The 22,080-nt window shown below is 64.2% G+C and carries 18 protein-coding genes; 11 read left to right on the forward strand and 7 right to left on the reverse strand.

Features of this window, described 5'->3' with window-relative positions:
- Positions 1-18 precede the first annotated feature (18 nt).
- Entirely contained in the window at positions 19-2,892 is a 2,874-nt protein-coding gene (gcvP, locus tag ACPRTJ_RS11420; protein WP_426428861.1) for an aminomethyl-transferring glycine dehydrogenase, read from the forward strand.
- A 62-nt stretch (positions 2,893-2,954) separates the two neighbouring features.
- Here the strand turns inward: gcvP and ACPRTJ_RS11425 are convergent, their stop codons facing one another.
- The 5 genes from ACPRTJ_RS11425 to ACPRTJ_RS11445 form a co-directional block, all read right to left on the reverse strand.
- Positions 2,955-3,269: a DUF2388 domain-containing protein gene (locus ACPRTJ_RS11425; RefSeq protein WP_043863414.1), complete on the reverse strand. Its 315-nt coding sequence runs from the start codon at positions 3,267-3,269 to the stop codon at positions 2,955-2,957.
- Positions 3,270-3,340: 71 nt separating this feature from the next.
- Positions 3,341-3,790, reverse strand: a complete 450-nt coding sequence (locus ACPRTJ_RS11430; RefSeq protein ID WP_054915507.1) for an NfeD family protein — start codon at positions 3,788-3,790, stop codon at positions 3,341-3,343.
- 2 nt (positions 3,791-3,792) lie between these two features.
- Positions 3,793-4,713, reverse strand: a complete 921-nt coding sequence (locus ACPRTJ_RS11435; RefSeq protein ID WP_043863416.1) for an SPFH domain-containing protein — start codon at positions 4,711-4,713, stop codon at positions 3,793-3,795.
- 83 nt (positions 4,714-4,796) lie between these two features.
- On the reverse strand, positions 4,797-6,539 hold the full coding sequence (locus ACPRTJ_RS11440; protein ID WP_286902102.1) for a GspE/PulE family protein: 1,743 nt from the start codon (positions 6,537-6,539) through the stop codon (positions 4,797-4,799).
- 89 nt (positions 6,540-6,628) lie between these two features.
- Positions 6,629-6,970, reverse strand: coding sequence for a hypothetical protein (locus tag ACPRTJ_RS11445; protein ID WP_426428864.1), 342 nt, complete (start codon positions 6,968-6,970; stop codon positions 6,629-6,631).
- Positions 6,971-7,096: 126 nt separating this feature from the next.
- On the opposite strand from ACPRTJ_RS11445, the gene ACPRTJ_RS11450 reads away from it, so the two are divergent.
- Positions 7,097-7,561: an Lrp/AsnC family transcriptional regulator gene (locus ACPRTJ_RS11450; RefSeq protein ID WP_426428866.1), complete on the forward strand. Its 465-nt coding sequence runs from the start codon at positions 7,097-7,099 to the stop codon at positions 7,559-7,561.
- 3 nt (positions 7,562-7,564) lie between these two features.
- On the opposite strand, the gene ACPRTJ_RS11455 is transcribed toward ACPRTJ_RS11450, so the two are convergent.
- Positions 7,565-8,932 (reverse strand): inorganic triphosphatase, encoded by a 1,368-nt coding sequence (locus ACPRTJ_RS11455; protein ID WP_315405000.1) that lies wholly within the window; start codon positions 8,930-8,932, stop codon positions 7,565-7,567.
- A 120-nt stretch (positions 8,933-9,052) separates the two neighbouring features.
- Between ACPRTJ_RS11455 and argE the strand changes: the two genes are divergently transcribed.
- Positions 9,053-10,210 (forward strand): acetylornithine deacetylase, encoded by a 1,158-nt coding sequence (gene argE / locus ACPRTJ_RS11460; RefSeq protein ID WP_043863421.1) that lies wholly within the window; start codon positions 9,053-9,055, stop codon positions 10,208-10,210.
- Positions 10,211-10,333: 123 nt separating this feature from the next.
- Positions 10,334-11,632 (forward strand): amino-acid N-acetyltransferase, encoded by a 1,299-nt coding sequence (argA, locus tag ACPRTJ_RS11465; RefSeq protein WP_043863422.1) that lies wholly within the window; start codon positions 10,334-10,336, stop codon positions 11,630-11,632.
- 75 nt (positions 11,633-11,707) lie between these two features.
- Here the strand turns inward: argA and ACPRTJ_RS11470 are convergent, their stop codons facing one another.
- Positions 11,708-13,084 (reverse strand): glutamine synthetase family protein, encoded by a 1,377-nt coding sequence (locus ACPRTJ_RS11470; RefSeq protein ID WP_043863423.1) that lies wholly within the window; start codon positions 13,082-13,084, stop codon positions 11,708-11,710.
- Positions 13,085-13,687: 603 nt separating this feature from the next.
- On the opposite strand from ACPRTJ_RS11470, the gene ACPRTJ_RS11475 reads away from it, so the two are divergent.
- The 7 genes from ACPRTJ_RS11475 (at position 13,688) to ACPRTJ_RS11505 (ending at position 21,987) form a co-directional block, all read left to right on the forward strand.
- Entirely contained in the window at positions 13,688-15,046 is a 1,359-nt protein-coding gene (locus ACPRTJ_RS11475) for a glutamine synthetase family protein (protein WP_043863424.1), read from the forward strand.
- Between the two features lie 48 nt (positions 15,047-15,094).
- On the forward strand, positions 15,095-16,453 hold the full coding sequence (locus tag ACPRTJ_RS11480; RefSeq protein WP_426428869.1) for an aspartate aminotransferase family protein: 1,359 nt from the start codon (positions 15,095-15,097) through the stop codon (positions 16,451-16,453).
- 169 nt (positions 16,454-16,622) lie between these two features.
- Positions 16,623-17,720 carry a polyamine ABC transporter substrate-binding protein gene (locus ACPRTJ_RS11485; RefSeq protein WP_043863426.1) on the forward strand — a complete coding sequence of 366 codons (1,098 nt, stop codon included), beginning with the start codon at positions 16,623-16,625 and terminating at the stop codon, positions 17,718-17,720.
- A 164-nt stretch (positions 17,721-17,884) separates the two neighbouring features.
- The gene (locus ACPRTJ_RS11490) at positions 17,885-18,979 is read left to right on the forward strand and encodes a polyamine ABC transporter substrate-binding protein (RefSeq protein WP_043863427.1); all 1,095 of its coding nucleotides are present in this window, start codon (positions 17,885-17,887) and stop codon (positions 18,977-18,979) included.
- 58 nt (positions 18,980-19,037) lie between these two features.
- Entirely contained in the window at positions 19,038-20,180 is a 1,143-nt protein-coding gene (locus tag ACPRTJ_RS11495; protein WP_043863428.1) for an ABC transporter ATP-binding protein, read from the forward strand.
- 35 nt (positions 20,181-20,215) lie between these two features.
- Positions 20,216-21,097, forward strand: coding sequence for an ABC transporter permease subunit (locus ACPRTJ_RS11500; RefSeq protein ID WP_173925095.1), 882 nt, complete (start codon positions 20,216-20,218; stop codon positions 21,095-21,097).
- The gene (locus ACPRTJ_RS11505) at positions 21,094-21,987 is read left to right on the forward strand and encodes an ABC transporter permease subunit (protein ID WP_043863430.1); all 894 of its coding nucleotides are present in this window, start codon (positions 21,094-21,096) and stop codon (positions 21,985-21,987) included. Before ACPRTJ_RS11500 ends, ACPRTJ_RS11505 begins: the two co-directional genes overlap by 4 nt.
- The last annotated feature ends 93 nt before the right edge of the window (positions 21,988-22,080 follow it).

A 22,080-nucleotide genomic window follows, 5' to 3' on the forward strand; every position in this document is an offset into this window, starting at 1 on the left:
TTGGAAGAGAGAGCCGCTATGTCCCAGTCGCCGTCCCTGAGCCAACTGCACGATCCCAACCCGTTCCTGCGTCGTCATCTTGGCCCGGATGCGGCCGAGCAGCAGGCGATGTTGCAGGCCCTGGGCCTGAGCAGTCGCAGTGAACTGATCGAGCAGACCGTCCCGCCGGGCATTCGCCTGAACCGCCCGCTGGAACTGCCCCCGGCGCTTGATGAACAGGCCGCCCTGGCAAAACTGCGCGGTTACGCCGAGCAGAACCAGGTGTGGACCAGCCTGATCGGCATGGGGTACCACGCTACCCTGACGCCCACGGTGATCCTGCGCAACGTGCTGGAGAACCCCGGCTGGTACACCGCCTATACGCCGTATCAGCCGGAGATCGCCCAGGGTCGCCTGGAGGCGCTGCTCAATTACCAGCAGATGGTCATCGACCTGACCGGGCTGGACCTGGCCAATGCCTCGCTGCTCGACGAAGCGACGGCCGCTGCCGAAGCCATGGCTCTGGCACGGCGCATGGCCAAGTCGCGCAGCAATGCGTTCTTCGTCGATGAACATTGCCACCCGCAGACCCTGTCCGTATTGCAGACCCGCGCCGAGGGCTTCGGCTTCGAGCTGATCGTCGATGGGCTGGACAACCTGGACAAGCACCGGGTGTTCGGCGCGCTGCTGCAATACCCCAACACCCACGGCGGGGTGCACGACCTGCGCCCGGCCATCGAGCAGCTGCATGCCCAGCAGGCGCTGGCCTGCGTCGCCGCCGACCTGCTGAGCCTGGTGCTTTTGACCCCGCCGGGCGAGCAGGGCGCCGACGTGGTGCTCGGCTCGACCCAGCGCTTTGGCGTGCCCATGGGCTACGGCGGCCCGCACGCGGCCTACTTTGCCTGCCGCGACGACTTCAAGCGCGCCATGCCAGGGCGCATCATCGGCGTTTCCAAGGACGCGCGCGGCAACCTGGCGCTGCGCATGGCCCTGCAGACCCGCGAACAGCACATCCGCCGCGAGAAGGCCAACTCCAACATCTGCACCGCGCAGGTGCTGCTGGCCAACATCGCCGGGTTCTATGCCGTGTACCACGGGCCCGAAGGGCTCAGGCGCATCGCCCAGCGGGTGCACCGGCTCACGGTGATCCTGGCTGCCGGCCTGCAAGCCAAGGGGCTCAAGCGCTTGAACGAGCACTTCTTCGACACCCTGACCCTGGACGTCGGCGGCAGCCAGACCGCGATCATCCAGAGCGCCGAGGCCGCGCAGATCAACCTGCGCATCCTGGGCCGCGGGCACCTGGGCGTAAGCCTGGATGAAACCTGTGACGAGGCCACGGTGCTGCGCCTGTTCGGCATCTTTCTGGGCGCCGACCATGGGCTGAGCGTGGCCGAGCTGGATGCCCAGGCGCAGCACAGCGGCATCCCCGACGCCTTGCAGCGCCAGTCGGCGTTTCTGACGCACCCGGTGTTCAACCTGCACCACAGCGAAACCGAGATGCTGCGTTACCTCAAGCAGCTGGAGAACAAGGATCTGGCCCTCAACCAGTCGATGATCCCGCTGGGCTCGTGCACCATGAAGCTCAACGCCAGCAGCGAGATGATCCCCATCACCTGGCCGGCCTTCGCCAACCTGCACCCGTTCGCGCCGCTCAGCCAGGCCCAGGGCTATACCGCGATGATCGACGAGCTGGAGCGCTGGCTGTGCGCGATCACCGGTTTCGATGCCATCTGCATGCAACCCAACTCCGGTGCCCAGGGTGAATACGCGGGGCTGCTGGCGATCAGCAAGTACCACCGCAGCCGCCAGCAGGGTCAGCGCGATATCTGCCTGATCCCGGCCTCGGCGCACGGCACCAACCCGGCGTCTGCGCAGATGGCCGGCATGCAGGTGGTGATCGTGGAATGCGATGTGGCGGGCAACGTCGACCTGGTCGACCTCAAGGCCAAGGCCCAGGCGGCGGGTGAGCGCCTGGCCTGCCTGATGGCCACCTACCCGTCGACCCACGGCGTGTACGAGGAAGGCATCAGTGAGATCTGCGAAGTTATCCACAGCCACGGTGGCCAGGTGTACATGGATGGCGCCAACCTCAATGCCCAGGTCGGGTTGGCGCGGCCGGCGGACATCGGTGCCGATGTATCGCACATGAACCTGCACAAGACCTTCTGCATTCCCCATGGCGGTGGCGGGCCGGGCATGGGCCCGATCGGCGTGCGTGCACACCTGGCACCGTTCGTGGCCAGCCATCCGGTGGTGCCGGTGCCCGGGCCCGACCCGCAGAACACCGCGGTCAGTGCGGCGCCCTGGGGCAGTGCGAGCATCCTGCCGATCAGCTGGATGTACATCGCCATGATGGGGCCGCAACTGGCCGATGCCAGCGAGGTGGCGATCCTGTCGGCCAACTATCTGGCCCAGCAGTTGGGCGGGGCGTTCCCGGTGCTGTACCGCGGGCGCAATGGGCGGGTGGCGCATGAGTGCATCCTCGACCTGCGGCCCTTGAAGGCGCTGACCGCCATCACCGAAGAGGATGTGGCCAAGCGCCTGATGGACTACGGGTTCCATGCGCCGACCATGTCGTTCCCGGTGCCGGGCACCTTGATGGTGGAGCCGACCGAGAGCGAGTCCAAGGCCGAGCTGGACCGCTTCGTGGAGGCGATGCTGAAGATTCGGGCAGAGATTGCAGAGGTGCAGAACGGCAACTGGCCAGCCGAGGACAACCCGCTCAAGCGGGCGCCGCATACCTTGGCGGATGTGCTGGGGGTGTGGGAACGACCTTACTCGATCGAACAGGGTGTTGCGCCGAGCCACCATGCGCGGCTGCACAAGTACTGGCCGGCGGTGAACCGGGTGGACAACGTGTACGGGGACCGCAACCTGTTCTGTGCGTGTGTGCCGGTGGAGGATTATCGCTGAGGCCAGGGCCTCGTGGCCGACAAGGCTGGCTCCTGTAGGAGCCGGCATTGCCGGCGAGGTGATTACTCGGTCACGGCATTCTGCGCCAGGATCGCATTGGCCAGCTCCATGTCGCTGACCTGCAGCCCTGGCTGCTCGGCACGCACACGCTGCATGGCAGCCTCAAGATACGGCCCGCTGATCTGGCCGTTGCTGGCCACATAGCTGCTGGCATCTTCCTGCGCCGCCACCACCAGCTTGTGGTCCTTGAAGGTCAGGTAGGTGGAGCCGGTGGTGGCACCGGACGAAATCACATCACGCCAGAAGCCATCAGCCATCGCCGAGCCAACCGGCAGCGACAACAAGGCAAGGGTGGCAACCGCAAGTTTGACGCGCATGGGGCTTACTCCAGTGTGGGGGCTATTATGGTGCGTTGGATCGTGATTTCCCCAGGCAAGTTCCCCAGGGCCTACGGTGCGGGGCCAACCTGCAGTATCGCGCCGTCCTGCGACAGCACTTGCACCGGGGTGCCCACCGGCAGGTCCGGCCCGCGGACCATCCACACCCCGTCGCCGACCTTGATCTTGCCGCGACCGCCCACGATGGCCTCCTGCACCACGAAGGTCCGGCCGATCAGTTCCTGGCCGCGCATGTTCAGCCCCGGCGCATCGCTGGGGCTGGCATTGCTGCGCTGACGGTGCCACCAGAACACTGCGGTGAATACCGACAGCAGGCCGAACAGCAGGAACTGCAAGGTCCACGGCAGCTGCGGGACGACGAAGGTAATCACGCCCACGCCCGCCGCCGCCACCCCGATCCACAGCAGGTAGCCGCCGGCGCCGAACACCTCCAGGATCAGCAGCAGCGTACCGAGCGCCAGCCAGTCCCAGAACGACAGGTGTTGCAGGTAGTCCCACATGCTCAGCCCTTCTTGCCGTCGAAGGTGGCCCGCACGATTTCGCCGATGCCGCCGACGGCGCCGATCACCTGGCTGGCCTCCAGCGGCATCAGCACCACCTTGCTGTTGTTGGCCGAGGCCAGCTTGCCCAGCGCGTCGACGTATTTCTGCGCCACGAAGTAGTTGATGGCCTGCACGTTGCCGTTGGCGATGGCCTCGGACACCACCTGGGTGGCGCGGGCTTCAGCTTCGGCCTGGCGCTCGCGGGCCTCCGATTCCAGGAATGCCGCCTGACGCTCACCCTCGGCCTCGAGGATCTGCGCCTGTTTCTTGCCTTCGGCGGTGAGGATGGCTGCCGCCCGCAGGCCCTCGGCTTCGAGGATCTGCGCACGCTTGACCCGCTCGGCTTTCATCTGCCCGGACATGGCGGCCATCAGGTCGGCCGGCGGGCTGATGTCCTTGATCTCGATACGGGTGATCTTGATGCCCCACGGTGCGGTGGCTTCATCCACGGTGCGCAGCAGGCGCTCGTTGATGGCGTCGCGCTGGCTGAGCATGGCGTCCAGTTCCATGGAGCCGAGCACGGTACGGATGTTGGTCTGCAGCAGGTTGCGGGTGGCGTGCTCGAGGTTGTTGACCTCGTAGGCGGCCTGCGCCGTGTTGACCACCTGGAAGAAGCACACCGCATCGATCTGCACGGTGGCGTTGTCGGCGGTGATGACTTCCTGCGGCGGGATGTCCAGCACGCTTTCCATCATGTTGATCTTGCGCCCGATGCGGTCCATCACCGGCACGATGATGTTGAGGCCCGGCTTGAGGGTGGTGGTGTAGCGGCCAAAGCGTTCCACGGTCCACTGGAAACCCTGCGGCACCACCTTGAACCCCATGAACACCAGCGCCAGGGCCAGGCCCACGAATAACAGCATTACCATTCCGATTTGCATGACGTTTCCTTGGTCAGCAGGACTGAAAGTGCGCAAGCTTGGCATGTGGTCAGCTGTGCAGGCCAGCGCCGGATCATTTCATTTCATGCAGTAACGCGAATCACTTCTGTCAGTGTAGTCAGCCCTGCGGCGACTTTTTGCGCGCCGCTGGTGCGCAGGCTGCCCAGCCCCTCGGCCCGGGCCTGGCGGCGCAGGTTTGCCAGGTCGACGTCGCCCGACAGCTGCTCGCGCAGGCGTGGGCTCACAGGCAGCAGCTCGAACAGGCCGGTGCGGCCCCGGTAGCCGGTGTACCGGCAATCGCGGCAGCCTTCAGCCTGGCAGGTAGCGGTGGGCAGCGGCGCCTGCGGGTCGAGTTCGCGCCAGTGCGCCATGTCGAGCGGCTGCGCCACCTTGCACGCCGGGCACAGCGTGCGCACCAGGCGCTGGGCCAGCACGCCGACCAGCGTGGCACGGATCAGGTACGGCGCGATGCCCAGTTCCAGCAGGCGCCCGACGGCGCCGCAGGCATCGTTGGTGTGCAGGGTCGAGAGCACCAGGTGGCCGGTGAGCGCGGCCTGGATCGCCACCTGCGCGGTGTCGGCATCGCGGATCTCGCCGATCATGATGATGTCCGGGTCCTGGCGCAGCAGCGCACGCACACCGTTGGCAAAGCCCAGGTCGATGCCGGGCTGCACCTGCATCTGGTTGAAGGCCGGCTCGAGCTGTTCGATCGGGTCTTCGAGGGTGCACAGGTTGACCTGTGGCGTGGCCAGTTGCTTGAGGGTGGCGTACAGGGTGCTGGTCTTGCCCGAGCCGGTCGGCCCGGTCACCAGGATGATGCCGTGGGGCTGGTGCAGCATCGCCTGCCAGTGCTGCAGCGCCTCGCCGTCCAGGCCCAGCTGGGTGAAGTCCTGGTGCAGCAGGTGCGGGTCGAAGATACGCAGTACCAGTTTCTCGCCGAACGCGGTGGGCAGGGTGGCCAGGCGCAGCTCGACCTCGGCGCCGGCGGCCGAGCGGGCCTTGATGCGGCCATCCTGCGGGCGGCGCTTTTCCGCGACGTTCATGCGCCCCAGGCTCTTGAGCCGGCTGACCACCGCCAGGGTCACTGCCGGCGGGAACTGGTAGGCCGGGTGCAGCAGGCCGTCGATGCGCAGGCGCAGGTGGCCCTGGTCGCGGCGCGGCTCGATGTGGATATCGCTGGCGCGCTGCTCGAAGGCGTACTGCAACAGCCAGTCGACGATGCCGACGATGTGCGTCTCGTTGGCATCGACGTCGCCTGCGCTGTTGCCCAGGTCAAGCAGTGCCTCGAGGCTGGCGCCTTCGGGCCCGGGCACGGCCTGCTGGCTGGCACCACTGACCGAGTGGGCCAGGCGAAACACCGCCTGGCTCAGCTCACGGATCTGCACCGGGCTGGCCAGCACCCGCTGCACCCTGCGTTGCAGCACCTGCCCAAGGTCGCGCTCCCAGCTGCGTACGTAGGGCTGGGCGCTGGCGACGGTCACCGTGTGGGCATCCACCGCGATGGCCAGAATCTGGTGACGCCGCGCGAATGCGGCCGACATCAGCCCGCCGAGGCTGGCTGCCTGCAGTGCCAGGGGGTCGATGCGCACATGGCGCTGGCCGGCCTGGCGGCCCAGCCATTCGCCCAGGGCATCGAGGTCCAGGGTATGGCCGGGGCGTTGCAGGTCGTTCAGGCCGCGTCGGGCGATGCGCTCCAGCGGATGTGTGGGTTCATTGGCGGCCTGCGGCCAGGGGCGCGCACAGGCGGGGCTGATGCGTTGCTGGGCGAGCAGTTCGGCGAGCAGGGTGTCGAGGTCGAGCCAGCGATCGGGCGGCGTGGCAGGCATGGGGCTTCCTTGCGAAGGTCGGACGGCCAGCCAAGGCTAGCTGCCAGCGGACCACAGGGCCTGTCGCAAGGGTTGCCGGATTTTTCTGTTCAGCGTGCCTGCTGCAATGGCATGCGCGAGGCCGCCAGAGGCTCGACGCTGACCTGGGCGACACAGATCAGGTTGCGCATTTTCTGTGCAATCAGTTCGGCGCGGTGCCAGCTCAGCCCGGCTACGCCGATCTCCAGGTTCAACAGGTCGTCCTGCTGCTGCATCTGTACCTGGTGCGGGGTGAGGAACTGCAGGGCAAAAAGGTTGAGCACGCGGCACAGGCTGTCCGGCTCGGCTTCCACCTGCAGGCTGTAGTGCACGCTGCTGTGCGCAGCATTGGCGGCCCAGACATCGCTGCGCAGCGGGGTGACGGGGCTGTCCAGCCGTTCGTGGGCGCTCATGGGAAATCTCCGGTTTCGATGGAGGAATTTTTACATCTTCAACCGGGTATTTTTTCTCTATGATCGAGCGATCTGCGTAATCTGCGCATTGTTCGATTCATTAATGGCGCCTTGAGGGGATAAAACATGCAAATCCAACTGGACGCCTACGATCGACGTATCCTGGCTCTGCTGCAGGAGGATGCGTCGCTGTCCAGCGCACAGATTGCCGAACGGGTCGGCCTGTCGCAGTCGCCGTGCTGGCGGCGGATCCAGCGGCTCAAGGAGGAGGGGGTGATTCGCGGGCAGGTGACCCTGCTCGATCGCAAGAAGATCGGCCTGAACACGCAGATTTTCGCCGAGGTCAAACTCAACGCCCACGGGCGGACCAACTTCGCCGAATTCACCGAGGCGATCCGCGAGTTTCCCGAGGTGCTGGAATGCTATGTGCTGATGGGCGCAGTGGACTTCCTGCTGCGCATCGTCACCCCGGACATCGAAGCCTACGAACGATTCTTCTTCGAAAAGCTGTCGATGGTGCCGGGGATCCAGGAGGTCAACTCGATCGTGGCCTTGTCCGAAATCAAGTCCACGACCAGCTTGCCGGTGTAGCCGTCACTTGCGCAGCAGGTGCTTCCAGCCGCGGCTCTGGAACACCGCCATGGCCTGATGCACACGGGCTTCGAGCACGTCGTCGCTGATTGGCAGGTTGGCCAGTTCGTGCAGCTTGTTCAGCTCGCCGAACAGGCGGTCCAGGTCGGGGCTTTCCAGCACCTGGCGGGCATGGTGCAGCCAGGCCAGCAGGCGCTCGATGCGCGGCAGCTGTTCGGCCAGGTCTTCAGGCTGGCGGTGGTACAGCGGCAGTTGCAGCGCGTTGGCTTCGTCCGACAGCAGCACCTTGAGCCAGTTGCCCAGTTGCGCGGCTCCCTGGCGGTCGCCACGTTTGTTGCGCTCGACGGTCCAGCCACGGGCCAGCAGCCAGCGCGAGGTGTCCAGCGAGAACTGGCCCCAGCGGGTGTCGAGCAGTTCTTCGGCGAACTGCTCGGGCGCCGCGCGGCGCACGTCTTCGTCGTCGTTGCCGGCCAGCACCAGCGGGCGCCAGTCCTCGAGCAGGGCGTCGAGGCTGGCACGCAGGGCGCTGGTGGTCGGGCGCGGCGCGGCCTGGCCCAGGCTGCCGAGCAGGGCGCGCAGTTCGGCCAGGCTCTGGACCCAGTCCTGCAGCAGGCGCCAGTGTCCGTTGAACAGGTACTGCTCGGCCAGGCGCTGGCTGCTGCCCAGCAGGTGCCAGGCCAGTGCCGCGAAGGCATCGTCCAGCGGCATCTCGGCGTTCAGTTCAGCAGGCGGCAGGCTCACGGCGAAGCTCGAGGGGTCGAGCAGGCGGTAGCCGCGTTCGGCCTTGCTGATGTCGCACGGCATCAGCGGCAGGCTGGCGGCCAGCTCGGCGGCCAGTTCCAGCAGTGCGGCCGGCTCGCCTTCACGCAGTTCCAGCTCCAGCTCGCAGATGGCTTCCTTCTGCTTGCCGGCCACTACATGGCCCAGGTCCAGCGCAGCCTCGATGACCACCTTGGCCTTGCCGCGACCCCAGGCGATTTCGGCGTATTCGCGGGTGAAGTCGGTGCTGAACAGCGGCTTGATGGTTTTCTTGTCCAGGTCGGCCAGCTCGCCCGGCCATACCTGCTCGTCGAGCTTCTTGAGGTCGAGCTTGGCCTTGGGCAGCTGCCATTCGTGCTCGTTGCGTACCGACAGCCCGGCGGTGCTGTGGCCACGGGCCTTGAGGGTCTGGATCACCACGTCGCCGTCACGGCGCAGGCGCAGGGCCACCTTGGCCGCGGCCAGGTCGCGTTCTGGGGTATCGAAATATTGATTGAGCAGCTCGCGCTGCTGCCAGCCGGACTTGTTGCGCTTCTTCAGCAACGGGTGTTCGCGCAGGGCAGCGAGGGTCTCGCGGCTGACCCGCAGTTTGAGTTCGGTTTCTTTGTTCATTGCTGGCAGGCTCGATGACTGGGTGCGTCTTGGCCGTGCAGTGTACAGGAGTCGGCCGCTGACGGTTTATTCCAGGTGCCCGATAGCCCTATGATGGGCCTCGTACCGAGGAGAATGCGCATGCCTTTGCCGCCGCTCAAAGACCAGTTCGCCGCCCTGATCGCCACGCCGTCGGTCAGTTGCACCCAGCCGAGCCTGGACCAGTCCAACCGCGCGGTGATCGACCTGCTGGCCACCTGGCTGGGTGACCTGGGTTTTGCCTGCGAGCTGCAGGAGGTGACGCCGGGCAAGTTCAACCTGCTGGCCAGCTACGGCAGCGGCCCCGGTGGCCTGGTGCTGGCCGGGCACAGCGACACGGTGCCCTATGACCCGCAGCTGTGGCAGACCGATCCGCTCAAGCTGACCGAGGTGGACGGGCGCTGGGTGGGCCTTGGCAGTTGCGACATGAAGGGCTTCTTCGCCCTGGTGATCGAGGCGGTACGCCCGCTGCTCGAGCAGCCGTTCAGGCAGCCGCTGCTGATCCTGGCTACCTGCGACGAGGAAAGTTCGATGTCCGGCGCCCGCGCCCTGGCCGACGCCGGCCGCCCGCTGGGCCGTGCTGCGGTGATCGGCGAGCCGACCGGGCTGCGCCCGATCCGCCTGCACAAGGGGGTGATGATGGAGCGCATCGATATCCTCGGGCGCAGCGGTCATTCGTCCGACCCGAGCCTGGGCCACAGCGCCTCGGAGGCGATGCATGCGGTGATGGGCGAGCTGATGGGCCTGCGCCGGCAATGGCAGCAGCAGTACAGCAACGCCCAGTTCAGCGTGCCGCAGCCGACCATGAACTTCGGCTGCATCCACGGTGGCGACAACCCCAACCGTATCTGCGGGCAGTGCGCCCTGGAGTTCGACCTGCGTCCGCTGCCGGGCATGGACCCCGAAGTGCTGCGTGCTGCGATCCGCAGCAAGCTGGCGCCGCTGGCCGAACAGCACCAGGTGAAGATCGACTACGCGCCGCTGTTTCCCGAGGTGCCGCCGTTCGAGCAGGCCGCCGACGCCGAACTGGTGCGCGTGGCCGAGCGTCTTACCGGGCATACGGCCGAGGCGGTGGCCTTTGGTACCGAGGCGCCTTATCTTCAACGTCTGGGCTGCGAAACCCTGGTGCTGGGCCCCGGCGACATCAGCTGTGCCCACCAGCCGGGCGAGTACCTCGAAATGTCACGCCTGGAGCCTACCGTGCGTCTATTGCGTGAGTTGATCGGGCATTATTGCCTCAACCCGGTAATTGCCCGCTGATTTCAACCGTTTTTACCCAAGGAGAATGCGCGTGACGCCAGACCTGTTGCGACGATAACCCTTCGAGCGCTGTGTGCTTTTCCGTTCTTGTCCTTTTTCCACAGGTTTCTACAGGCTCTGGTTATGCCCGAATACGTCAATTGGCTGCGTCATGCTTCGCCTTACATCAATGCCCACCGCGACTGCACCTTCGTGGTCATGCTGCCCGGTGACGGGGTCGAGCACCCCAACTTCGGCAATATCGTCCACGACCTGGTGCTGCTGCACAGCCTGGGCGTGCGCCTGGTGCTGGTGCACGGTTCGCGCCCGCAGATCGAAAGCCGCCTGGCCGCCCGCGGCCTTAGCGCGCACTACCATCACGGCCTGCGCATCACCGATGCGGCCACCCTGGAATGCGTGATCGACGCGGTCGGCCACCTGCGCATCGCCATCGAGGCGCGCCTGTCGATGGACATGGCCGCCTCGCCGATGCAGGGTTCGCGCCTGCGCGTGGCCGCCGGCAACCTGGTCACGGCGCGCCCCATCGGCGTGCTCGAAGGCGTCGATTATCACCACACCGGCGAGGTGCGCCGGGTCGATCGCAAGGGCATCAATCGCCTGCTCGACGAGCGCTCCATCGTGCTGCTGTCGCCGCTGGGCTATTCGCCCACCGGCGAGATCTTCAACCTGGCCTGCGAAGACGTCGCCACCCGTGCGGCCATCGAGCTGGGGGCCGACAAGCTGCTGCTGTTCGGCGCCGAGCGCGGGCTGATGGATGAGAGCGGCAGGCTGGTGCGTGAGCTGCGCCCGCAGCAGGTGCCGGCGCATCTGCAGCGCCTGGGCTCGGACTATCAGGGCGAGCTGCTGGACGCGGCCGCCGAAGCCTGCCGTGGCGGTGTGGCGCGCAGCCACATCGTCAGCTATGCCGAGGACGGTGCGCTGCTCACCGAGCTGTTCACCCGTGACGGTGGCGGCACGCTGGTGGCTCAGGAACAGTTCGAGAAGGTGCGCGAGGCGGCCATCGAGGATGTCGGCGGCCTGCTGGACCTGATCAGCCCGCTGGAAGAGCAGGGCATCCTGGTGCGGCGTTCGCGCGAGGTGCTGGAGCGCGAGATCGAGCAGTTCAGTGTGGTGGAGCGCGAGGGGATGATCATTGCCTGCGCGGCGCTGTACCCGATCGCCGATTCGGAGGCGGGCGAGTTGGCGTGCCTGGCGGTGAACCCGGAATACCGGCATGGCGGGCGTGGCGACGAGTTGCTGGAGCGCATCGAGACGCGTGCGCGGGAGATGGGCTTGAAGACCTTGTTCGTGCTGACGACGCGCACGGCGCACTGGTTCCGCGAACGCGGCTTCGTGCCCAGCGAGGTGGAGCGGCTGCCTGCGGCGCGGGCTTCGCTGTACAACTACCAGCGCAATTCGAAGATCTTCGAGAAGGCGCTTTAAGGGCTTCGCCGGCAAGGCCGGCTCCTACACGGTCACATCGACCCTGTAGGAGCCGGCCTTGCCGGCGAATGGACCTTACACGGTGTGCAGGTACCAGTTGTACTCAAGGTCGGAGATGGAGTGTTCGAATTCCTCCAGCTCGCTTTCTTTGCAGGCCACGAAGATATCGATGTACTTCGGATCGATGTACTTGGCCATGATCTCGCTGTCGTCCAGCTCGCGCAGTGCATCACGCAGGTTGTTCGGCAGGCTCTGCTCGTTCTGCTCGTAGGAGTTGCCCACCATCGCCGGGCCCGGTTCGACCTTGTTGGTCAGACCGTGGTGCACGCCCGCCAGTACGGCTGCCATCAGCAGGTACGGGTTGGCGTCGGCACCGGCCACACGGTGCTCCAGGCGCACGGCGTCCGGCGTGCCGGTCGGTACGCGCAAGGCCACGGTACGGTTGTCCAGGCCCCAGGTCGGGGAGTTGGGCACGTAGAACTGGGCACCAAAACGGCGGTACGAGTTGACGTTCGGGCACAGGAACGCCATCGACGCCGGCAGGGTCTCGAGCACACCGCCGATCGCGTGACGCAATGCGGCGTTCTGCTCGGGATCCTCGCTGGTAAAGATGTTCTTGCCATCCTTGTCCAGCACCGAGATATGCACGTGCAGACCATTGCCCGCCTGGCCAGGGTACGGCTTGGCCATGAAGGTGGTGTCCATCTCATGGTCGTAGGCGATGTTCTTGATCAGACGCTTGAGCAGTACCGCGTAGTCGCAGGCCTTGATCGGGTCGGCCACGTGGTGCAGGTTCACTTCGAACTGCGCCGGGGCACTTTCCTTGACGATGGCATCAGCCGGGATGCCTTGTTCCTTGGCACCTTCCAGAATGTCCTGCAGACAGTCGACGTACTCGTCGAGGTCGTCGATCAGGTACACCTGGGTGGAGATCGGACGCTTGCCCGAGATCGGCGAGCGCGGCGGCTGTGGACGGCCGTTCACGTTCTCCTGGTCGATCAGGTAGAACTCCAGCTCGAACGCGGCGCAGATGGTCAGGCCCAGGTCGTCGAACTTGCTCACCACCTGGCGCAGCACTTCACGCGGGTCGGCGAAGAACGGCTCGCCCTCGAGCTCGTGCATGGTCATCAGCAGCTGCGCGGTAGGGCGCTTCTGCCAGGGCTCGTTGGAGAGGGTGCCGGGGATGGGATAGCAGATACGGTCGGCATCGCCGATGTCCAGGCCCAGGCCGGTGCTTTCGACGGTGGAACCGTTGATGTCCAGGGCGAAGAGGGAGGCCGGCAGGTTGATGCCTTTCTCGTAAACCTTGTGCAGGCTCGTGCGTTCGATGCGCTTGCCACGCACCACACCATTCATATCTGCAATCAGAAGGTCAACGTAGAGAACCTCAGGATGTTCCTTAAGGAACGCGTTCGCTTCGTTAAGCTGAACGGCACGCGGGGGTACCGACATGATGCAACACCTTTGTTGTTAAAAATATCAATCAATGGGGGCTTGCAGGTTCAGTCAACGCGAAAGCCCTGCTGAAGTCAAGCCAGCCCCATCATGCCCTAAAACGGCGCTGAAGCGGCATTTTTGCTGCAAATGAGGGCGTCGACAAGGCCTGCTTTGGTAGCGAGACAGCGACTTTGAGCGGGCCGTATTCTATTTTTTACAGGGGTGTTGTGTAAAAAAATGAACAAGGCTAAGCTCGGTTGCAACCCATAACAGCAATAATACCGGGGGTTACATGTCTCGCCAGCCGACAATCGGCGTCACCGGCCGCACCGCGCGGATCGGTCTGCACGCCCGCCGCACCCACGGCAGATACCGCGTGGCCGTGCACCGCCACCTGGCCGCAATAATTGACGGCCTGGGCTGCATGCCCGGTATCGCACCCTCTTCTGTAATCGACTGCCACCACTATAGCCGGCCAGGCGGCCCAGCGGGTATTGCCCTGCGCGTTCGCCCCGTGGCAGGTGCTTTGCTTTAGCGTCGTGCGGCATCCAGAATGAGCAGGACGGCCCAGCCTGGGCGTCCTGACGTCAGTCCAGACATTTACCTCCTGAGGTATTTATGAGTAACAACCTCGACCAGCTCACCGATTGGTTGAAAGAGCACAAGATCACCGAAGTCGAGTGTCTGATCAGCGACCTCACCGGTATCACGCGCGGCAAGATCTCCCCCACCAACAAGTTCATTGCCGAAAAGGGCATGCGCCTGCCCGAAAGTGTGCTGTTGCAGACGGTGACCGGCGACTACGTCGACGATGACATCTATTACGAGCTGCTCGATCCGGCCGACATCGACATGATCTGCCGCCCCGACGAGAACGCGGTATTCCTGGTGCCATGGGCCATCGAGCCCACCGCGCAGGTGATCCACGACACCTACGACAAGCAGGGCAACCCGGTCGAGCTGTCGCCGCGCAACGTGCTCAAGAAGGTCTTGAAGCTCTACGCCGACAAAGGCTGGCAGCCGATCGTGGCGCCGGAGATGGAGTTCTACCTGACCAAGCGCTGCGAGGACCCGGACTTCCCGCTGCAGCCGCCCATCGGCCGCTCGGGTCGCCCCGAGACCGGTCGCCAGTCGTTCTCCATCGAGGCCGCCAACGAATTCGACCCGCTGTTCGAGGACGTCTACGACTGGTGCGAACTGCAGCACCTGGACCTGGACACGCTGATCCACGAGGACGGCACCGCGCAGATGGAAATCAACTTCCGTCACGGCAACGCGCTGTCGCTGGCCGACCAGATCCTGGTGTTCAAGCGCACCATGCGCGAGGCCGCGCTCAAGCACAACGTCGCCGCCACCTTCATGGCCAAGCCCATGACCGGCGAGCCGGGCAGTGCGATGCACCTGCACCAGAGCATCATCGACGTGAACACCGGCAAGAACATCTTCTCCAACGAAGACGGCAGCATGAGCCAGCTGTTCCTGCACCACGTCGGTGGCCTGCAGAAGTTCATCCCGTCGGTGCTGCCGCTGTTTGCCCCCAACGTCAACTCGTTCCGCCGCTTCCTGCCCGACACCTCGGCGCCGGTGAACGTGGAGTGGGGCGAGGAGAACCGCACCGTGGGCCTGCGCGTGCCGGATGCCGGCCCGCAGAACCGGCGTGTGGAAAACCGCCTGCCCGGCGCCGACGCCAACCCTTACCTGGCGATTGCCGCCAGCCTGTTGTGCGGTTACATCGGCATGGTCGAAGGCATCAACCCCAGCGCGCCGGTCAAGGGCCGCGGTTACGAGCGGCGCAACCTGCGCCTGCCGCTGACCATCGAGGACGCCCTTGAACGCATGGAGAACTGCAGCGCGCTGGAGCCGTACCTGGGCAAGAAATTCATCGCAGGCTACGTCGCCACCAAACGCGCCGAGCATGAAAATTTCAAACGCGTGATCAGCTCCTGGGAACGCGAGTTCCTGCTGTTCGCGGTCTGATAAACCCCGGGGCCGCAGGAGCGCGGCCGTCAGTCATCGGAGAAGCACATGAGCGTCAAGAACCCGCAAACCCGCGAGTGGCAAGACCTGAGTCGTGATCATCACCTGGCGCCGTTCAGCGACTACAAGCAGCTGAAGGAAAAAGGCCCGCGGATCATCACCAAGGCCAAGGGCGTGCACCTGTGGGATAGCGAGGGCAACAAGATCCTCGACGGCATGGCCGGGCTGTGGTGCGTGGCCGTCGGCTACGGCCGTGAAGAACTGGCCGAGGCGGCAGCCAGCCAGATGCGCGAGCTGCCGTACTACAACCTGTTCTTCCAGACCGCCCACCCGCCGGCGCTGGAGCTGGCCCGGGCGATCACCGAGGTGGCCCCTGCGGGCATGAGCCATGTGTTCTTCACCGGCTCCGGCTCCGAAGGCAATGACACCAACCTGCGCATGGTCCGCCATTACTGGGCGCTCAAGGGCAAGCCGCAGAAGCAGGTGATCATCGGTCGGGTCAACGGCTATCACGGCTCCACCGTGGCCGGCGCTGCCCTGGGCGGCATGAGCGGCATGCACGAGCAGGGCGGTACGCTGCCGGGCATCGTGCATATTGCGCAGCCGTACTGGTTCGGCGAAGGCGGCGACATGACCCCGGACGCGTTCGGCGTATGGGCCGCCGAGCAACTGGAGAAGAAGATCCTCGAAGTCGGCGAAGACAACGTGGCCGCCTTTATCGCCGAGCCGATCCAGGGTGCTGGCGGGGTGATCATCCCACCAGAAACCTACTGGCCGAAGATCAAGGAAATCCTCGCCAAGTACGAAATCCTGTTCATTGCCGATGAGGTGATCTGCGGTTTCGGTCGTACCGGCCAGTGGTTCGGTACCGACTACTACGGCCTCAAGCCCGACCTGATGACCATCGCCAAGGGCCTGACTTCGGGCTACATCCCCATGGGCGGCGTGATCGTGCGGGACGAAGTGGCGGCCGTGCTCAGTGAAGGCGGCGACTTCAACCACGGCTTCACCTATAGCGGCCACCCGGTGGCAGCAGCAGTGGCCCTGGAAAACCTGCGGATCCTGCGCGACGAGAAAATCATCGAGCGCGTTCAGGCAGAAACGGCACCGTATTTGCAGAAACGTCTGCGTGAGCTGAACGATCATCCGCTGGTGGGCGAGGTCCGTGGCCTGGGCATGCTCGGCGCGATCGAACTGGTCAAGGACAAGGCGACCCGCACCCGTTACGAGAGCAAGGGCGTGGGCATGATCTGCCGCCAGTTCTGCTTCGACAACGGGCTGATCATGCGCGCCGTGGGCGACACCATGATCATCGCGCCGCCGCTGGTCATCACCTGCGAGGAGATCGACGAGCTGGTGGAAAAGGCACGCAAATGCCTGGACCTGACGCTCGAAGCGTTGAAGTGAGCAGGTGCTAGGCTCAGCCTTGGGTTGAATGGCGATCTGCGGCGCACTCTGGTTGAAACCGCGCCGTGGATCTTGCCAGACTAGCGACTGTTTCAGTCGCCCAGCGCTTGCGCCGAACGAGTCGGTCGCTGAACAGATGGTTTCTATAAAAAATTCTGGAGCATTACGCATGAAGAAAATGGGCAAGACGCTGTTGGCCGCTACCCTCGCGGGGTTGATGGCCGGTGCTGTTCAGGCGGACGACAAGGTGCTGCACGTCTACAACTGGTCCGACTACATTGCGCCGGACACCATCGCCAAGTTCGAGAAGCAGTCGGGCATCAAGGTGGTCTACGACGTGTTCGACAGCAACGAAACCCTGGAAGCCAAGCTGCTGGCCGGCAAGTCGGGCTACGACGTGGTGGTACCGTCCAACAACTTCCTGGCCAAGCAGATCAAGGCCGGTGTGTACCAGGAGCTGGACAAGTCCAAGCTGCCGAACTGGAAGAACCTCGACGAAGACCTGCTCAAGGCCGTGGGCGATGCCAGCGACCAGGGCAACAAGCATGCCTTCCCGTACATGTGGGGCAGCATTGGCATCGGCTACAACCCCGAGAAGGTCAAGGCCGCGCTGGGCGTCGACAAGATCGACTCGTGGGACGTGGTGTTCAAGCCGGAAAACATCGCCAAGCTCAAGAGCTGCGGCGTGAGTTTCCTCGACGCACCGACCGAAATGATCCCGGCGGCCCTGCATTACCTGGGCAAGCCGACCAACAGCAAGGACAAGGCAGACCTGAAGGCCGCCGAAGACCTGTTCCTGAGCATTCGCCCATCGGTGGCGTACTTCCATTCCTCCAAGTACATCTCGGACCTGGCCAACGGCAACATCTGCGTGGCCGTGGGTTACTCGGGTGACCTGGAGCAGTCCAAGGCCCGTGCCCACGAAGCGGGCGACAAGGTCAAGCTGGCCTACAGCATTCCGAAAGAAGGCGCCGGCACCTTCTATGACATGGTCGCGATTCCCAAGGACGCCACCAATGTCGAAGCAGCCTACAAGTTCATGGACTTCCTGATGCAGCCGGAAGTCATGGCCGAGATCACCAACGCCGTGCGCTTCCCGAACGGCAACAAGGCAGCCACCGCTCTGGTGGACAAGGACATCTCCGGCGACCCGAGCATCTACCCGTCGGATGAAGTGAAGAAGCACCTGTACGCGATCAGCGATCTGGATGCAGGCACCCTGCGCCTGATCACCCGCAGCTGGACCAAGATCAAATCGGGCAAATAAATCCGGTTTTTCCCGTCAGGCACTGAAAAACAGTGCCTGAACGGGGCTCGAGGGCAAATTCTTTTTGCTCGATGGGTGTATCGAAGGTAAGTTGCGCGCCGGTTTGCCGGTACCGCAGGCGTATCTGCCAAACGACTCGGGCACTTTTGTAGAGGACCTCCCACTTGTCTACTTCACATTTTCGCAAGGCCGTCCTGGCCACAGCGAGCCTGACGCTGGCGATCAGTGTCCAGGCGGCGCCCACGGTGCATATCTACAACTGGTCGGACTACATCGGCCAGACCACCCTTGCGGACTTCGAAAAGGAGACCGGCATCAAGCCGGTGCAGGACGTCTTCGATTCCAACGAAACCCTGGAAGGCAAGCTGCTGGCCGGTCGCACCGGCTATGACGTGGTGGTGCCGTCCAACCATTTCCTCGGCAAGCAGATCAAGGCGGGCGCGTTCCAGAAGCTCGACAAGACGCTGCTGCCCAACTATTCCAATCTCGACCCGGCCCTGATGAAGCGCCTGGAGAAGAACGACCCGGGCAACCAGTACGCGGTCCCCTACCTGTGGGGCACCAATGGCATCGGCTACAACGTCGAGAAGGTCAAGGCCGCGCTGGGCACCGACACCATCGATTCATGGGCCGTGCTGTTCGAGCCGGAAAACATCAAGAAACTCTCCAAGTGCGGCGTGGCGTTCCTCGACTCGGCCGACGAGATGCTGCCGGCGGTGCTCAACTACATGGGCCGCGACCCCAACAGCACCAACCCCAAGGACTACGCCGACGCCGAGAAGAAGCTGCTGGCCATACGTCCCTACGTGACCTACTTCCACTCGTCCAAGTACATCTCGGACCTGGCCAACGGCGACATCTGCGTGGCCGCCGGCTTCTCCGGCGACGTGTTCCAGGCCAAGTCCCGCGCCGAAGAGGCGGGCAAGGGCGTGGAAATCGCCTACGCGATCCCCAAGGAAGGCGGCAACCTCTGGTTCGACATGCTGGCGATTCCCAAGGACGCCAAGAACGTCAAAGAGGCCCACGCCTTCATCAACTATCTGCTCAAGCCTGAGGTCATCGCCCAGGTCAGCGATTACGTCGGTTACGCCAACCCGAACCCCAAGGCTGGCGAACTCATGGACCAGAGCGTGCGAACCGACGCAGCGGTTTACCCACCGCAAGAGGTGCTGGACAAGCTGTACGTCAACTCAGAGTTACCCCCCAAAGTGCAACGTTTGATGACCCGAAGCTGGACCAAGATCAAGTCGGGCAAGTAACTATCCAGGGCCCGTCACGGCAGGGGCGGGCACCAAAATCTTGTTGGGAGTTTCACACATGGCAGTTGCCTCCGGTGCCTATAAGAAAGCCCTAGAAGGCGATCAGCAACCTAAACAGGTGCTGGTCAAGATCGACCGGGTTACAAAGAAGTTCGACGAAACCGTAGCGGTGGACGATGTGTCCCTGGAGATCAAGAAGGGCGAGATCTTCGCGCTGCTCGGTGGCTCCGGCTCGGGCAAGTCCACCTTGCTGCGCATGCTGGCAGGGTTCGAGCGCCCGACCGAAGGGCGGATCTTCCTCGATGGCGTGGACATCACCGATATGCCGCCCTACGAGCGGCCGATCAACATGATGTTCCAGTCCTACGCGCTGTTCCCGCACATGAGCGTGGCCGACAACATCGCCTTCGGCCTCAAGCAGGACCGCATGAGCAAGGACGAGATCGAGGCGCGGGTGGCCGAGATGCTCAAGCTGGTGCACATGACCCAGTACGCCAAGCGCAAGCCGCACCAGCTCTCCGGTGGCCAGCGTCAGCGTGTGGCCCTGGCCCGTTCGCTGGCCAAGCGGCCCAAGCTGCTGCTGCTCGACGAGCCGATGGGCGCGCTGGACAAGAAACTGCGTTCGCAGATGCAGCTGGAACTGGTGGAGATCATCGAGCGCGTGGGCGTGACCTGCGTGATGGTGACCCACGACCAGGAAGAGGCCATGACCATGGCCCAGCGCATCGCGATCATGCACCTGGGCTGGATTGCCCAGATCGGCAGCCCCATCGATATCTACGAAACCCCCACCAGCCGCCTGGTGTGCGAGTTCATCGGCAACGTCAACCTGTTCGAAGGCGAAGTGGTCGAGGACGCCGAGGGCCACGCGCTGATCGCCAGCCCCGAGCTCGAGCGCAAGATCTACGTGGGCCACGGTGTGACCACCTCGGTCGAAGACAAGCGCATCACCTATGCGCTGCGTCCGGAAAAACTGCTGGTGACCACCGAGCAGCCGAGCTTCGAGTTCAACTGGTCCCATGGCAAGGTGCACGACATCGCCTACCTGGGTGGCCATTCGGTGTTCTACGTGGAGCTGCCAGGCGGCAAGATCGTGCAGTCGTTCGTCGCCAACGCCGAGCGCCAGGGCACCCGGCCGACCTGGGATGACCAGGTCTACGTGTGGTGGGAAGACGACAGCGGCGTGGTCCTGCGGTCATGACAGCGCGCAAGCTCAAGCGAGCGTTTCAGCGATTGATACCCGAAGGGCGTCACCTGGTGATCGGGGTGCCGTTCCTGTGGCTGTTCCTGTTCTTCATGCTGCCGTTCTTCATCGTGCTGAAGATCAGCTTTGCCGAAGCCGACGTGGCGATCCCGCCGTACACCGAGATCTTCACCTACCTCGAAGACAAGGTGCAGCTGGTACTCAACCTGGCCAACTATGGCCTGTTGACCGAGGACGAGCTGTACATCGCGGCCTACCTGGGCTCGTTGAAGATGGCCCTGATCAGCACGATCCTGTGCCTGGCGATCGGCTACCCGATGGCCTATGCCATCGCCAACGCGCGCAAGGAAATGCAGACCGTGTTGCTGCTGCTGATCATGATGCCGACCTGGACGGCGATCCTGATCCGCGTGTATGCGTGGATGGGCATCCTCAGCAACAACGGGCTGCTCAATGCCTTCCTGATGTGGCTGGGGCTGATCGATCAGCCGCTGCAGATCCTCAACACCAACCTGGCGGTGTATATCGGCGTGGTCTATTCGTACCTGCCGTTCATGATCCTGCCGCTCTACGCCAACCTGGTCAAACACGACCAGAGCCTGCTGGAAGCGGCGTCCGACCTGGGTTCGAGCACCTTCAACAGCTTCTGGAAAATCACCGTGCCGCTGTCCAAGAACGGCATCGTGGCCGGCTGCATGCTGGTGTTCATCCCGGTGGTGGGCGAGTTCGTGATCCCCGAGCTGCTGGGCGGCCCGGAAACCCTGATGATCGGCAAGGTGCTGTGGCAGGAATTCTTCAACAACCGTGACTGGCCGGTGGCTTCCGCCCTGGCGGTGGTGATGCTGGCAATCCTGATCGTGCCCATCCTGCTGTTCAACCGCAGCCAGGCCAAAGAGATGGAGGGCAGGGCATGAAGCGTTTCAGTTTCTCCAAACTGATGTTGGTGGTAGGCCTGCTGTTCATCTACCTGCCCATGCTGATCCTGGTGATCTACTCGTTCAACGCCTCCAAGCTGGTGACGGTGTGGGGGGGCTGGTCGGTGAAGTGGTACGTGGGCCTGCTCGACAACACCCAGCTGATGGGCTCGGTGATGCGCTCGCTGGAGATCGCCTGCTACACCGCGGTGGCCGCGGTGGCGCTGGGTACCCTGGCGGCGTTCGTACTGACCCGCGTGACCCGCTTCAAGGGGCGCACGCTGTTCGGTGGCCTGGTCACCGCACCGCTGGTAATGCCTGAGGTGATCACCGGTCTGTCGCTGTTGCTGCTGTTCGTGGCCATGGCGCAGATGATCGGCTGGCCGCAGGAGCGCGGCATCGTCACCATCTGGATCGCTCACACCACGTTCTGCGCCGCCTATGTGGCGGTGGTGGTGTCGGCTCGCCTGCGCGAGCTGGACCTGTCCATCGAAGAGGCGGCCATGGACCTGGGCGCGCGGCCGTGGAAGGTGTTCTTCCTGATCACCATCCCGATGATCGCGCCGTCGCTGGCGGCGGGCGGCATGATGTCGTTCGCACTGTCGCTGGACGACCTGGTGCTGGCCAGCTTCGTGTCCGGGCCGGGTTCGACCACCTTGCCGATGGAAGTGTTCTCGGCGGTGCGCCTTGGCGTGAAGCCTGAGATCAACGCGGTGGCCAGCCTGATCCTGCTCAGCGTGTCGCTGGTGACCTTCATGGTCTGGTACTTCAGCCGCCGTGCCGAAGAGCGCCGCAAGCGCGCGATCCAGCAAGCCATCGAAGAAAGCGCCGCGGATTCGTGGAAGCAGCCGGACGTGCGCCGCGCCACTGCGGCGCAGGTCTCGGCCTGATCTGAAAAAGCCATCGCGGTTCACGCCCGCTCCCACAGGTTTTGCGAACACCGCAGACCCCTGTGGGAGCGGGCGTGACCCGCGATGGGCTGC

Origin of the sequence: Pseudomonas palmensis, assembly GCF_049942755.1 — a bacterium.
GTDB classification, from domain to species: domain Bacteria; phylum Pseudomonadota; class Gammaproteobacteria; order Pseudomonadales; family Pseudomonadaceae; genus Aquipseudomonas; species Aquipseudomonas palmensis.

Excerpts from the sequence above, each read along its gene's own strand:
- gcvP (WP_426428861.1), top strand. The coding sequence starts at position 19 with ATGTCCCAGTCGCCGTCCCTGAGCCAACTGCACGATCCCAACCCGTTC.
- ACPRTJ_RS11425 (WP_043863414.1), bottom strand. The coding sequence starts at position 3,269 with ATGCGCGTCAAACTTGCGGTTGCCACCCTTGCCTTGTTGTCGCTGCCG.
- ACPRTJ_RS11430 (WP_054915507.1), bottom strand. The coding sequence starts at position 3,790 with ATGTGGGACTACCTGCAACACCTGTCGTTCTGGGACTGGCTGGCGCTC.
- ACPRTJ_RS11435 (WP_043863416.1), bottom strand. The coding sequence starts at position 4,713 with ATGCAAATCGGAATGGTAATGCTGTTATTCGTGGGCCTGGCCCTGGCG.
- ACPRTJ_RS11440 (WP_286902102.1), bottom strand. The coding sequence starts at position 6,539 with ATGCCTGCCACGCCGCCCGATCGCTGGCTCGACCTCGACACCCTGCTC.
- ACPRTJ_RS11445 (WP_426428864.1), bottom strand. The coding sequence starts at position 6,970 with ATGAGCGCCCACGAACGGCTGGACAGCCCCGTCACCCCGCTGCGCAGC.
- ACPRTJ_RS11450 (WP_426428866.1), top strand. The coding sequence starts at position 7,097 with ATGCAAATCCAACTGGACGCCTACGATCGACGTATCCTGGCTCTGCTG.
- ACPRTJ_RS11455 (WP_315405000.1), bottom strand. The coding sequence starts at position 8,932 with ATGAACAAAGAAACCGAACTCAAACTGCGGGTCAGCCGCGAGACCCTC.
- argE (WP_043863421.1), top strand. The coding sequence starts at position 9,053 with ATGCCTTTGCCGCCGCTCAAAGACCAGTTCGCCGCCCTGATCGCCACG.
- argA (WP_043863422.1), top strand. The coding sequence starts at position 10,334 with ATGCCCGAATACGTCAATTGGCTGCGTCATGCTTCGCCTTACATCAAT.
- ACPRTJ_RS11470 (WP_043863423.1), bottom strand. The coding sequence starts at position 13,084 with ATGTCGGTACCCCCGCGTGCCGTTCAGCTTAACGAAGCGAACGCGTTC.
- ACPRTJ_RS11475 (WP_043863424.1), top strand. The coding sequence starts at position 13,688 with ATGAGTAACAACCTCGACCAGCTCACCGATTGGTTGAAAGAGCACAAG.
- ACPRTJ_RS11480 (WP_426428869.1), top strand. The coding sequence starts at position 15,095 with ATGAGCGTCAAGAACCCGCAAACCCGCGAGTGGCAAGACCTGAGTCGT.
- ACPRTJ_RS11485 (WP_043863426.1), top strand. The coding sequence starts at position 16,623 with ATGAAGAAAATGGGCAAGACGCTGTTGGCCGCTACCCTCGCGGGGTTG.
- ACPRTJ_RS11495 (WP_043863428.1), top strand. The coding sequence starts at position 19,038 with ATGGCAGTTGCCTCCGGTGCCTATAAGAAAGCCCTAGAAGGCGATCAG.
- ACPRTJ_RS11505 (WP_043863430.1), top strand. The coding sequence starts at position 21,094 with ATGAAGCGTTTCAGTTTCTCCAAACTGATGTTGGTGGTAGGCCTGCTG.